This window comes from Streptomyces liliiviolaceus, from assembly GCF_018070025.1.
In the GTDB taxonomy this organism is placed as follows: domain Bacteria; phylum Actinomycetota; class Actinomycetes; order Streptomycetales; family Streptomycetaceae; genus Streptomyces; species Streptomyces liliiviolaceus.
In genome coordinates this window covers 8,165,183-8,177,506 of the sequence record NZ_JAGPYQ010000001.1, presented here as the reverse complement: position 1 = coordinate 8,177,506, position 12,324 = coordinate 8,165,183, and the positions used below count along the sequence as shown (strand labels likewise).

At 70.8% G+C, this 12,324-nt stretch carries 9 protein-coding genes; 8 read left to right on the top strand and 1 reads right to left on the bottom strand.

Features of this window, described 5'->3' with window-relative positions; all coding sequences use genetic code 11:
- The first annotated feature begins 100 nt into the window (after positions 1–100).
- The 8 genes from J8N05_RS34605 to J8N05_RS34570 all read left to right on the top strand — a co-directional run bounded on the left by J8N05_RS34605 (position 101) and on the right by J8N05_RS34570 (position 9,808).
- Positions 101–1,495 carry a cation:dicarboxylate symporter family transporter gene (locus J8N05_RS34605; RefSeq protein WP_210889715.1) on the top strand — a complete coding sequence of 465 codons (1,395 nt, stop codon included), beginning with the start codon at positions 101–103 and terminating at the stop codon, positions 1,493–1,495.
- A gap of 367 nt (positions 1,496–1,862) precedes the next feature.
- Complete coding sequence (locus J8N05_RS34600) at positions 1,863–2,291, top strand: MerR family transcriptional regulator (RefSeq protein ID WP_210889713.1); 429 nt, start codon at positions 1,863–1,865, stop codon at positions 2,289–2,291.
- Positions 2,288–2,620 (top strand): thioredoxin, encoded by a 333-nt coding sequence (trxA, locus tag J8N05_RS34595; RefSeq protein WP_282108182.1) that lies wholly within the window; start codon positions 2,288–2,290, stop codon positions 2,618–2,620. The genes J8N05_RS34600 and trxA overlap by 4 nt, the downstream gene beginning before the upstream one ends.
- A 201-nt stretch (positions 2,621–2,821) precedes the next feature.
- Positions 2,822–5,086, top strand: coding sequence for a HelD family protein (locus J8N05_RS34590; RefSeq protein ID WP_247706812.1), 2,265 nt, complete (start codon positions 2,822–2,824; stop codon positions 5,084–5,086).
- A 363-nt stretch (positions 5,087–5,449) separates the two neighbouring features.
- On the top strand, positions 5,450–5,761 hold the full coding sequence (locus J8N05_RS34585; RefSeq protein ID WP_210889709.1) for a hypothetical protein: 312 nt from the start codon (positions 5,450–5,452) through the stop codon (positions 5,759–5,761).
- Positions 5,758–7,206, top strand: a complete 1,449-nt coding sequence (locus J8N05_RS34580; RefSeq protein WP_210889708.1) for a PrsW family glutamic-type intramembrane protease — start codon at positions 5,758–5,760, stop codon at positions 7,204–7,206. The genes J8N05_RS34585 and J8N05_RS34580 overlap by 4 nt, the downstream gene beginning before the upstream one ends.
- Positions 7,203–7,532: a hypothetical protein gene (locus J8N05_RS34575; protein WP_210889706.1), complete on the top strand. Its 330-nt coding sequence runs from the start codon at positions 7,203–7,205 to the stop codon at positions 7,530–7,532. Before J8N05_RS34580 ends, J8N05_RS34575 begins: the two co-directional genes overlap by 4 nt.
- Positions 7,529–9,808, top strand: coding sequence for a hypothetical protein (locus J8N05_RS34570; protein ID WP_210889704.1), 2,280 nt, complete (start codon positions 7,529–7,531; stop codon positions 9,806–9,808). The genes J8N05_RS34575 and J8N05_RS34570 overlap by 4 nt, the downstream gene beginning before the upstream one ends.
- Here the strand turns inward: J8N05_RS34570 and glgB are convergent.
- The gene (gene glgB, locus J8N05_RS34565; RefSeq protein WP_210889702.1) at positions 9,805–12,297 is read right to left on the bottom strand and encodes a 1,4-alpha-glucan branching enzyme; all 2,493 of its coding nucleotides are present in this window, start codon (positions 12,295–12,297) and stop codon (positions 9,805–9,807) included. The genes J8N05_RS34570 and glgB overlap by 4 nt on opposite strands.
- Positions 12,298–12,324: the final 27 nt, after the last annotated feature.

The window sequence follows — 12,324 nt, the reverse complement described above, 5'->3', positions numbered from 1 at the left end:
AAGGGTGACCGCCCTCACACGCCGGGAGATAGTCACCGACAACCCCCGGACGTGAGCCGCACGCCGGATGATGCCGACGACGTCGTCAAGGAGGGCAGCCGTGACCAGCACACCCGATACGGCACCTGCCGCTCCCGCAGCCAAGCGGGACCGCACGCACTATCTGTACATCGCGGTGATCATCGCCGTGGCCGCCGGTATCGCGGTGGGTCTGATCGCCCCCGATTTCGCGGTGAAGCTGAAGCCGATCGGTACCGGCTTCGTGAACCTGATCAAGATGATGATCTCGCCGATCATCTTCTGCACGATCGTCCTGGGCATCGGCTCGGTACGCAAGGCCGCCAAGGTCGGCGCGGTGGGCGGCATCGCGCTCGGCTACTTCGTGGTCATGTCGTTCGTCGCGCTCGCCATCGGCCTGGTCGTCGGCAACATCCTGGAGCCCGGGACGGGCCTCGCGGTGACCGACGCGATCAAGGACGCCGGCCAGGGACAGGTCGTCGAGGCCAAGAACACCGAGGAGTTCCTGCTCGGGATCATTCCCACGACGATCGTCTCCGCCTTCACCGGCGGCGAGGTCCTGCAGACCCTGCTCGTCGCGCTGCTCACCGGCTTCGCGCTGCAGGCCATGGGCTCCTCCGGCACGCCGATCCTGCGCGGCATCGAGCACATCCAGCGCCTGGTCTTCCGCATCCTCGCCATGGTGATGTGGGCGGCGCCCATCGGTGCGTTCGGCGCGATCGCGGCGGTGACCGGCTCGGCGGGTGTGGACGCCCTCAAGAGCCTCGCCGTCCTGATGCTCGGCTTCTACGTCACCTGTTTCCTCTTCGTCTTCATCGTGCTCGGCGCGCTGCTGCGGATCGTCGCGGGCCTGAACATCTTCCTGCTGCTCAAGTACCTGGGCCGGGAGTTCCTGCTCATCCTGTCCACCTCCTCCTCCGAGTCCGCGCTGCCGCGGCTCATCGCGAAGATGGAGCACCTGGGTGTCAGCAAGCCGGTGGTCGGCATCACCGTTCCGACCGGCTACTCCTTCAACCTCGACGGCACCATGATCTACATGACCATGGCCTCGCTGTTCATCGCCGACGCCATGGGTACGCCGATGGCCATCGGTGAGCAGATCCCGCTGCTCCTCTTCCTGCTGGTCGCCTCCAAGGGCGCGGCGGGTGTCACCGGCGCGGGTCTGGCCACCCTGGCGGGCGGTCTGCAGTCCCACAAGCCGGCGCTGGTGGACGGCATCGGTCTGATCGTCGGCATCGACCGCTTCATGAGCGAGGCGCGCGCCCTGACGAACTTCGCGGGCAACGCGGTGGCGACGGTCCTCATCGGTACGTGGACCAAGGAGATCGACCGGCCCCGGGTGGACGAGGTGCTCGCGGGGCGGATTCCGTTCGACGAGACGACGCTGCTGGACGACGGGCACGGGGGTCCTGCGGACGGCTCGGCCGATGTGCCGGATCAGCCTGAGGCCGGTGACAAGGAGCTGGCGAAGGCGTAGCGCTCCGCTGCCCGCACCCAAGCCCCTTCCCCGGCCGCCGGCGGCCGACCAGGTTCCCCCGACCTGGCCGGCCGCCGGCGGCTTTTGCGGTGGCATGGACGGGTGCGGGTCCGGTGGGGGCTCGCCGCGCAGTTCCCCGCGCCCCTAAAAGATTGCGCAGTTCCCCGCGCCCCTGAAAGCGGGGCTGCGCCCCGTCAGGGGCGCGGGGAACTGCGCGGGCAACCCCCACGCGCCCGCACGATGGATACGGCCCGAGGCACCCCAGGGGCGCGGGGAACTGCGCGGGCAACCCCCACTGCACCCGCACGACGCACGCGACGGTCACCGCGCTTGCCTTGACGTGGGCGTCAAGGATTAACGTCGCGGCATGCGAATCGGCGAGCTGGCGGAGCGGGCCGGGACCACCACGCGCACGCTCAGGTACTACGAGTCGCGGGGCCTGCTGCCCGCGCGGCGCGGGAGCAACGGCTACCGCGCGTACGACGAGGACGATCTGAAGCTGCTGCGGCAGATCAGGACGCTGCAGGACTTCGGGTTCGACCTGGAGGAGACGCGGCCCTTCGTGGAGTGTCTGCGGGCCGGTCACCCGCAGGGCGACTCCTGTCCCGCCTCGCTCGCCGTGTACCGGCGCAAGCTGGGCGAGCTCGACGCGCTGATCGACGAGCTGCGGTCGGTACGGGAACAGGTAGGCGGTCAGCTGGCGCGCGCCGAGCGGGCGATGGACGAGCTGGCGTCCGAGGCGGCGGTTCCGGGCGGTCCGGAACCCGTGTGCGAACTGGGAGGGCGGACGGAGTGATCAAGGCAGTGGGTGTGGCCGAGGTGACGGACGACAGCTTCGAGGCGGAGGTGATCGGCGCGGAGCTGCCCGTGCTGGTGGAGTTCACCGCGGACTGGTGCCCGCCGTGCCGGCAGATCGCGCCGGTGCTGAGCGCCGTCGCCGCGGAGGAGGGCGACCGGCTCAAGGTGGTGCAGCTGGACGTGGACACGAACCCGGAGACCACCAACGCGTACGGGGTGCTGTCGATGCCCACGCTCATCGTGTTCCGCGCCGGGCAGCCGGTGAAGTCCATGGTGGGCGCCCGTCCCAAGCGGCGGCTCCTGGAGGAACTCGCGGACGTGCTCTGAGCGAGGGAATAAAGAAATCCCCCGCGGGCAATTGCCTGCGGGGGATTTCTTTGCGTATATTGAATGGTTCGCGACTTACTTAAAAGAAGTCACGGAGAAGTTCACTGTGCACAGTATATCCGGCCGGGAGCGGAATTGTCAAACAGGTCCTCCAACACAGACGCAGTCACAAACTCGACCAATGGATTGCCGGACGATGAATTGCGCCGCGAGCAGGAATTCGTCGACGGCCTGTACGCGCGCGTCGACGCCCTGCGCGGCGGTACCGAGGCCTCGGTGGCGGACGCGCTCGCGCAGGGCAACACCCCCATGCAGGCCCGCCTCGAACGTGACGTCCTCGTCGCCGAACGCTCCGGCCTGCTCGCCGCGCTGAACGCGGTCGACGGCTCACTCTGCTTCGGCCGGATCGACCTCGCCGACCCCTCCGATGCCTCGTCCTCTGCCGACTCCTCCGGTCCCACCCACCACATCGGCCGTATCGGCATCCGCGCCGACGACACCGAGCACACCCCGATCCTGATCGACTGGCGGGCCCCGGTCGCCCGCCCCTTCTACCTCGCCACCGGCCACACCCCCATGGGCCTGCGCCGCCGTCGGCACATCACCACCGAGGGGCGTACCGTCACCGCCCTGCACGACGAGATCCTCGACCTGGGGGACCGGCGGCGCACCGGCCACGAGGACCCGACCGGCGACGCCGTACTGCTCTCCGCGCTCAACTCCGCGCGCACCGGCCGCATGAGCGACATCGTGCAGACCATCCAGGCCGAGCAGGACCGCATCATCCGCGCCCCGCACCGCGGCATCCTGGTCGTGGAGGGCGGGCCCGGCACCGGCAAGACGGCCGTCGCGCTGCACCGGGCGGCGTACCTCCTCTACGAACACCGGGAGCTGCTCGCCAAGCGGGCCGTCCTCATCGTCGGCCCGAACCCCGCCTTCCTCGGCTACATCGGCGAGGTGCTGCCCTCGCTCGGCGAGACGGGCGTCCTGCTGGCCACCGTCGGCGAACTGTTCCCCGGGGTGCGGGCGACCGCCTCCGACACGCCCGAGGCCGCCGCGGTGAAGGGCCGCGCCGACATGGCCGACGTCCTCGCCGCCGTCGTACGCGACCGGCAGGCGCTGCCCGACCCGGTGATCGCCATCGAGCACGACCGGGACATCCTGATGCTCGACGCCGGTCTCGTGGGCGTCGCCCGCGACCGCACCCGTGAGGCGCGGCTGCCGCACAACGTGGCCCGTGAGCACTTCGAGGGCCACATCTTCAACACCCTCACCGACATGCTCGCCGAGCGGATCGGCACGGACCCCTTCGACGGCACGAATCTGCTCGACCCCAGCGACATCACGCAGATCCGCGACGATCTCGCCGAGAACCCCGAGGTCTGGTCCGCCATCGACCAGTTGTGGCCGCGCGTCACCCCGCGGCGCCTCGTCGCGGACTTCCTCGCCGAGCCCGACGCGTACCTCACCGTGGCGGACGCGGAGGCGGTACGCCGTCCGGTGACCCGGGCCTGGACGACCTCCGACGTGCCCCTCCTCGACGAGGCCGCCGAACTCCTCGGCGAGGACGACCGGATGACCCGCGCCGCCGCCGAGCAGGAACGGGACCGGCAGGTCGCCTACGCGCAGGGCGTCCTCGACGTCTCCTACGCGTCCAGGACGTACGAATTCGAGGACATGGACGCCGAGGACGCGGAGGTCCTGTCGGCGCACGACATCATCGACGCCGAACGGATGGCCGAGCGCCACGAGGAGGACGACCACCGCAGTGCCGCCGAACGGGCCGCGGCCGACCGGACCTGGGCGTTCGGGCACATCATCGTCGACGAGGCGCAGGAGTTGTCGCCGATGGCCTGGCGGCTGCTGATGCGGCGCAGTCCGACGCGGTCGATGACGCTCGTCGGGGACCCGGCGCAGACGGCCGAGGCGGCGGGTGTCGGTTCCTGGTCGGACATCCTCCGCCCCTATGTCGAGGACCGCTGGGAGCACACCCGTCTCGCGGTCAACTACCGCACGCCGTCCGAGATCATGGAGGTCGCCGCGGCGGTTCCCCGTGCGGAGCACGCGGACTTCGAGCCGCCGAGCTCCGTGCGGTCCACGGGCGTGCGGCCCCTCGTGCGCTTGGGCGCCGACCTGCCCGGCGCGGTGGAGAAGACCGTCGCCGAACTCGCCCCGGCCGAGGGGCGGCTGGCGGTGATCGCGCCGCGCGACCTGCACGGGGAGCTGGCGGCCCGGCTGGACGGGGTGGTGGCGGGGGAGGATCCGGATCTGACCCGACCGGTGGCGCTGCTCGATCCCCGGCAGGCGAAGGGGCTGGAGTTCGACGCGGTGGTGGTGGTCGAGCCGGGCCGTTTCGGCACGAGCGACCTGTACGTGGCCCTGACCCGGGCCACGCAGTCACTGGGCATCGTGCACGCGGCTCCGCTGCCGGAGGCGCTGGCCGAGGCGCTGGCGGGGTCGGTCTGACCCGCACGTCGGGTGGGTGGGAAGGGGCGCTCTCCAGGTGAGGAGGCGCAGGACCGATTCCCGTCCTGCGCGACCTCCGTCGTACGGTCCATGTGCCTCCTCCCGCCGGCCTCCTGTGACGACCACGAGGAGACGGCCGCGAATGGTTCCCTCCGCTCGTACGTCGATGACGATCCGCGTATACGGGTTCAACTCGGGCGCAGGAATGGGCATGATGTGGGGCAAGTAGGCTCAGCAGGCCTTCCACGCGGTGCGGACGTGTGCATCGGACGCAGCCGTGGTCGGCACACCTCGGGGGAGGCAGCCATCGCACCCTTACCGGAATTACCCGACGGCGGGCCAGAGCCGGGACCCCGGCCCCATGTGCTGCTCCTGGCGGTCGCCGGCGGGATCGGGGCCGTGTGCGCTCTCGTCGCCGTCGTGCTCGGCGTCTCCACCGATCCCGCGTATCCGCTGCCGGAGTCCTATCCGACCGGTACGGGATCGACCGCCCTGCCGAGCGGATTCCCGACCGAACTGCCCACCGACCTGCCCACGGACTACTGGACCGACCGTCCCACCGAACTGCCGGACGACCTGCCGACGAACCTTCCGACCGAGGGCATCCCGAGCTTCCCCACCTACATTCCCAGCCTGCCCGAACTCTCGATCCCCCCACTGGACGGCGGCTCATGACCGCCGGAAGCGCGGTGGTGCCGCCGAAGCCCGCGCACCCGCCGGCGGCCCGGCGCGGGACGACCCTGGCGATCGTGATCGCGGTCGGACTGTCGGTGGCCTACGTCGCCGGCCAGCTCCTCTTCCGGGCGGCGCCCGACCTGCACCAGTGGTCCAGCGTCTTCATCCGCTTCCTGCCGCCCGAGCCGACGCCGTTCAAGGTGACGCGGGTACTGCTGCTCGGCGGATGGGCGGTCGCCCTCGTACTCGGTCTGCGGCTGCTCGCCGACCGGCGCGCCGGGGGCGGCGGGCTGTCCGTACGGAACGTCCGTGCCTGCCGGTTCGGGATCCTCGCCGCGCTGTTGCTGCCGTTCGCCGCGATGCCGTCGGCGGCGTTCGGGAACGCTCCGCGGCAGCTGCTGCTGTGTCTGCTCGTCAGCGGGGCGGCGCTGCTGTTCGTGCACCGGACGCAGTCGCTGCGGCGGATGCCCGGGTGGCTGCTGCTGAGCGGCTTCGGGTGGGGTGCGCTGATCGGCGGTGGGTTCGGGATCGTGATGATGACCTGGTACCAGCGGTACGCGCCGGGGTTCCTCCTCGAATTCGAGCACCCGCAGGCCGAGGTGCGCAGGTACGTCACGCTGATGGCGCTGAACGCGGCCGTGATGGCCGAACTGGGCAAGGCGGCCGGGGTGGCGGTCCTGTTCCTCCTCTTCCGGCGTCACTTCGACGGTGTGGTGTCCGGAGTGGTGATCGGTGCGGCGGTCGGCCTCGGGTACAACCTCGTCGAGACGGTCCACTTCATGAGCCTGATCGACGTCGCCCACCATCCGACCCAGTTCTGGGACCGGCAGGTCGTCGGTCTCATGGCGGCGCACGTGGCGTTCACGGCGCTCGCCGGGGCCGGGATCGGCGCGAGCAGATGGCTGACCGGACGCCGGGACCGGCTGCTGGTGGTCGGGGGCGGGCTGACGGCGGCGGTGGGCGGGCACTTCTGGACGGACATGGTGCTGATGCGGCTCGACCGGTACAGGTCGGGCTGGTTCGGGGACGACGACACGCTGAGTCTGCTGCTGGGCGTGCCGTTGCTGACGCTGATCACGTCGGGAGTGTTCGTGGCGCTGGGCGTGCTCGTCCTGCGTCGCGGGCTGCGCGAGCAGGCCGCGGGGGTGGGCCGTGCGCTGGCCGCGGAGGCCGCGTCCGGGCGCGGTGCGGTGACGGAGCCGGAGATCGGGCTGCTGCTCTCCCCGCGCCGGAGGCTGGCGCTGGAGCTGCGGGTGTGGCGGCGGGACGGTACGGCGGGAGTGCGGCACCTGATGCGGTTCCAGCAGGCACAGCTGGACCTGGCGACGCAGGGATGGCACCGGGGGCGGGCGGAGGCCGACGAGTTCATCCCGTCCGAGTTCCGGCTGCGGGAGCGGGTGCTGGAGCTGAAAGGGACTCCGGCGGGAGCGGAGGAGCTGTCATGAGGAAGGCCGCGATCACCGCTCTCGCCGTACGGATGGCCGCGCTGTCCGCGGCGGTCGCTTTTCTCCTACTGGGTTCGCCCCCGTCCGCCTCCGCCCAGTGCGCGGCGCCCACGTACCACGGCGGGTTGCCGATCCGGGCCGGGAGCTGTCCGGAGGGGGTGGCCCGGGGAGCGTCGGGGGTGGTGTGGGCGGTGGCCGTGACGGGGGCAGGGGTCTGGCTGGCTCGTGCGGTGACGCGGTCGCGGTCGTCCGGTGACTCCGATCTCGCCCTGATCGACGAGGTGTTCGGCGGGGAGGAGCGGAGCGGGGACGGGGAAGAGACGTGAGGCGGCAGGGGGCCCGCGCGCTCACGGCGCTGCTGCTGGTGCTTCTCGTGGGAGTCGCCGGGCCCCGGCCCGCCGCGGCGGACGACGGCACCCGGCCGCCGGGAGCGGCGGACGGGACGAACCTCTCGAAGGACGAGGCGTTCGACAATCCCCTGCTCAGCCCACCGCTCATGCCGGTCGAGCAGCTGCGTTTCCTCCTCCGGCGCCTGCTTCCCGACCACCAGAAGCAACAGGCCTTCAACCAGTCCCGCAACGGTGCGGTCGACTTCCTCAACCCGCTGCTGCTGACCGAAAAACAATTGAACGACCTTCTGGGCAACCCCCGTTATGCCTCCTTCGAATCCCGCCGGGCCTGGCGGGCGTCGATGATCGACCTCAAACCGATGAAGAGATTCCTGGACCCGCGGCTCGTCGAGCAACTGGAGGAAAAGGGATACAACGAGATCCCCGGCATCGCCGCGCTGAGCGGTGAGCGCCTGCATTCGGAGGGCTGGCTCCAGAAGCTGGAGGACGAAGCCGGAATCGCCCCGGAGGCGAAGATCGCCTCGGCTTCCGAACGGCAGCAGTGCGCCAAGTGCTCCCGCTTCTACCTCCGGCAGACGCGGACCCTCTTCGCGTACCCGTACGACCTCACGGTCAAGGAGACCGCCCAGAAGGCCGAGGACATGGCGAAACTCGCCAAGGACTGGGCCGCCGAGGGGAAGTCCGACGCCGACAGGAAAGCCAAGCTCAAGGTGGAGAAGGCGTACGGCAAGGAGAGGCAGTACCGAAACGGTGTCGCGCAGGAACAACTGGGTGTGGATCTCGACGGGGTGATGGAGACGGCGAAGAAGGAGAACTGGGAGGAGAGCGCGTTCAAGCCCCCCTTCGCCCTCCCCTCGGGTCCCTCGTGCGCGCTCCCGGACACCCGGTCGCAGCGCCGCCCCGTACCGTCCGCGCTCGTGCTCGCGGCGGCGAAGGCGGACGGCACGTGCGACGAGGGCCGGGGCGGGGGAGCGGCGGACGCCGACGCCGCCACCGGTCTGGGCGCCACCCTGGCCGTCCCCGGGGGGAACAACGGCGGCATCGACTTCTCCACCATGGAACTGCGCTACCTGGCCGACCCGGGGGACGGCAGCGGCCTGCGGTACTCCTTCGGCGCGGACCGCGACCCCCTCAAGGGCGACAACCGCACCTCCACCGGTGTCTCGGCCGCCGCCCGCACCTCCGACGCCTTCTTCGTCTGGCTCTCCCTGGACCCCTCGGCCTTCTGGGTCAACCTCAACCCGACCGAACCGGAACGCGTGGTCGACGACGAGCTGGGCCGTACGGACGTCGGGCGGATCATGCTGGAGGCGGACCTGCGGATGAAGAAGACCGTCGGCGAACTCATCCACCCGCACACCGCGCTCGGCCGGCGGTACTGGGACGGCCTCCGGGGCGAGTGCGCGTCGACCCGCAACTGGATCACGTCCGCGCCGGCGTCGGTCCACGAGGACGGCGACGAGCTGTACATCCTCGACGCGCCGCTCGACGTGCAGATGGAGTCGCAGTACCTGTCGGAAGCCGGCGGAACCGGCGACGCCCCTCCCTCCTGCCCCCGGCCGGACCGTGCCTCCGAGGAGCACAACGAGGACCTGTACCGCACCCTGGTCCTGCCCGAGCTGACGAAGGCGGTGAACACCGCACCGGAGTACGCCGACCTGCGCCGCGTCCACCTCGCCCGGGTGGCGGCGCAGTGGTACCGCGAACGCGCCAGGACGCAGGACACGACGTACGGCGACCTGATCGACTCGGGCGACATCGCGCACTGGCGCACCACTGCGCGCTGGAAGCCGAGGGACACGTTCGACCGGTACGTCGACTCGTACCGCCGGGGCGAGTTCGACGTCACGGAGAAGCTCGCGGACGGCGGTGCCAAGAACTACGTCTTCGGCGGGGTCGACTTCTCCCGGGTCTCCCTCCGCCAGGTCCCGGACACCCGCTTCGAGGCGGACTTCGCGAAGCTCCCCAAAGGGGTGGACCGTTCGCTGCGTACGCCGTCCATGGACGCCGACACCGTGTGGCTCGGCGCCCCGACCCCCCGCGAGGCGTCAGGTCTCGGTCCGCCCGACACCTCGGCCGGCGCGGGCACATGGGCGCTGCGTCTCCTCCCGCTCCTGCTGCTCCCCGCGGCCTTCCTCCTCCTCAGGCGCCGTCGCCGGCACCTGAACACCTCCTCGTCGACGAGTCCGCTGCGACGGGCGGCGGTCGAGGCCCCCCGGAGAAGGAGGACGGGCCTGTCCGACAAGCCCTAGGCCGGGCGCAGCCACACCGTCGACAGCGGGGGCAGGGTCAGGCGGATGCTGGCCGGGCGGCCGTGCCACGCCTGATCGTCCGGTTTCACGGGATCGGTGTTCGCGACACCGCCCCCGCCGTACCGCCCCGCGTCCGTGTTCAGCACCTCGTGCCACGCGGACACGTCGTCGGGCACCCCGAGCCGGTACTCGTGCCGTACGACGGGTGAGAAGTTGGAGACCGCGAGCAGCGGCGCCCCGTCCGCCCCGAAGCGCAGGAACGCGAAGACGTTGTCCTCGGCGGCGTCCCCGGCGACCCACCCGAACCCGGTGGGATCGGTGTCCAGCTCCCACAGCGCCGGCACCTGCCGGTACACCCCGTTGAGGTCGCGGACGAGATTGCGTACACCCCGGTGGTCGGCCTCGGCCCCGTACGCGGGATCCAGCAGCCACCAGTCGGGCCCGTGCGCCTCGGACCACTCGGCGCCCTGGGCGAACTCCTGTCCCATGAAGAGGAGTTGCTTGCCGGGGTGGGCCCACATGAAGCCCAGATAGGCGCGGTGGGTGGCGCGCTGCTGCCACCAGTCGCCGGGCAGCTTCGAGACCAACGACCGCTTGCCGTGGACGACTTCGTCGTGCGAGATGGGCAGGACGTAGTTCTCGCTGTACGCGTACACCATCGAGAACGTCATCTCGTGGTGGTGGTACTTGCGGTGGACGGGCTCGTGGGACACGTAGTCCAGCGAGTCGTGCATCCAGCCCATGTTCCACTTCAGGCCGAAGCCGAGGCCGCCGAAGCCGCCGGGCCCGATGTGGTGGGTGGCCCGGGTGACGCCGTCCCACGCGGTCGACTCCTCGGCGATCGTGACGACACCGGGCTCGCGCCGGTAGACGGTGGCGTTCATCTCCTGGAGGAAGGCGACCGCGTCGAGGTTCTCCCGGCCGCCGTGGACGTTGGGCGTCCACTGGCCGGCCTCGCGCGAGTAGTCGAGGTAGAGCATGGAGGCGACCGCGTCGACACGCAGTCCGTCGATGTGGAACTCCTCGCACCAGTACACGGCGTTGGCGACGAGGAAGTTGCGCACCTCGCGGCGCCCGTAGTCGAATTCGAGGGTTCCCCAGTCGGGGTGCGCGGCCCGCAGCGGGTCCTCGTGCTCGTACAGCGGCCGTCCGTCGAACTCGGCCAGCGCCCACTCGTCGCGCGGGAAGTGCGCGGGCACCCAGTCCATGATCACGCCGATGCCGGCCCGGTGCAGCGCGTCGACGAGGTACTTGAAGTCGTCGGGCGTGCCGAGCCGGGAGGTGGGGGCGTAGAAGCCGGTGACCTGGTAGCCCCACGAGCCGCCGAAGGGGTGCTCGGCGACCGGCATCAGCTCGACGTGCGTGAAGCCGAGGTCGGAGATGTAGGCAGGCAACTGCTCGGCCAGCTGACGGTACGTCAGGCCCGGTCGCCAGGACGCCAGGTGGAGTTCGTAGACCGAGAAGGGGGCCTCGTGCGCGGGGCGGTCTGCCCGGCGCGCCATCCACTCCTCGTCCTGCCACTCGTGACGCGAGGCGTGGATCACCGACGACGTGGCGGGCGGCAGCTCCGTGCGCCGCGCCATCGGGTCGGCGCGCATCGTCTTCGTCCCGTCGGGGCGGGTGATCTCGAACTTGTACAGCTCACCCTCCCGCACCCCGGGGGCGAACAGCTCCCACACCCCGGAGGAGCCCAGCGAGCGCATCGGGAACGCGGTGCCGTCCCAGAAGTTGAACGACCCCGAGACACGGACACCGCGGGCGTTCGGCGCCCAGACCGAGAAGCGGGTGCCGGGCACGCCCTGGTGCTCCATCGGCTCCGCGCCGAGGATCGTCCACAGCTGTTCGTGCCGTCCCTCCCCGAACAGGTGCAGATCGAAGTCGCCGAGCGTGGGCAGGAAGCGGTACGCGTCCTCGACGTCCTGGACCGCGCCCTCGTACTCCACCGTCAGCCGGTACTCCGGCACCTCCCGCAGCGGCAGCACGGCGGAGAAGAACCCGTCCCCGTCGTCGTGCAGTTCGGCCCGCAGTCCCTCGGCGACGACGGTCACGGCGAGCGCGTACGGCCGCAGCACCCGGAAGACCACCCCGTCCTGCACGGGATGGGCCCCGAGCACGGCGTGCGGATCGTGGTGCGCGCCCCCGAGCAGCCGTTCCCGGTCGGCCCGGTCCAGCACGGCCAGCGACCGCACCTCCTGGACGGGCTCCTGAACCGGCACGGACACGACGGGCGCGGGCTCCACGGCTGCGACCCGCACATCGGCCTGTACGGCTTCGGCCTGTACGTCGGCCTGTACAGCCTCGGCCTGTACGGCTTCGGCCTGCGCGTCGGACCGCGTCTCCTCCACCGCCGGCCTCACCTTCGCCTTGTCAGCGGCCTTGTCGGCGGCCTTGCCGGTGACCTTGGCCTTGTCTGCGGCCTTGTCGGCGGCCTTGGCCTTGGCCTTCGAGCTCTTCGGCTTCTTGGCGGGCGGGTTCGGGCGGGGCGTCACGGGTGGAGCCTCCTCGGCACGGTGAGA

What these genes read in the sequence shown, in the direction of transcription:
- J8N05_RS34600 (WP_210889713.1), top strand. Translation starts at nt 1,863, where the DNA reads ATGCGAATCGGCGAGCTGGCGGAGCGGGCCGGGACCACCACGCGCACG.
- J8N05_RS34580 (WP_210889708.1), top strand. Translation starts at nt 5,758, where the DNA reads ATGACCGCCGGAAGCGCGGTGGTGCCGCCGAAGCCCGCGCACCCGCCG.
- J8N05_RS34575 (WP_210889706.1), top strand. Translation starts at nt 7,203, where the DNA reads ATGAGGAAGGCCGCGATCACCGCTCTCGCCGTACGGATGGCCGCGCTG.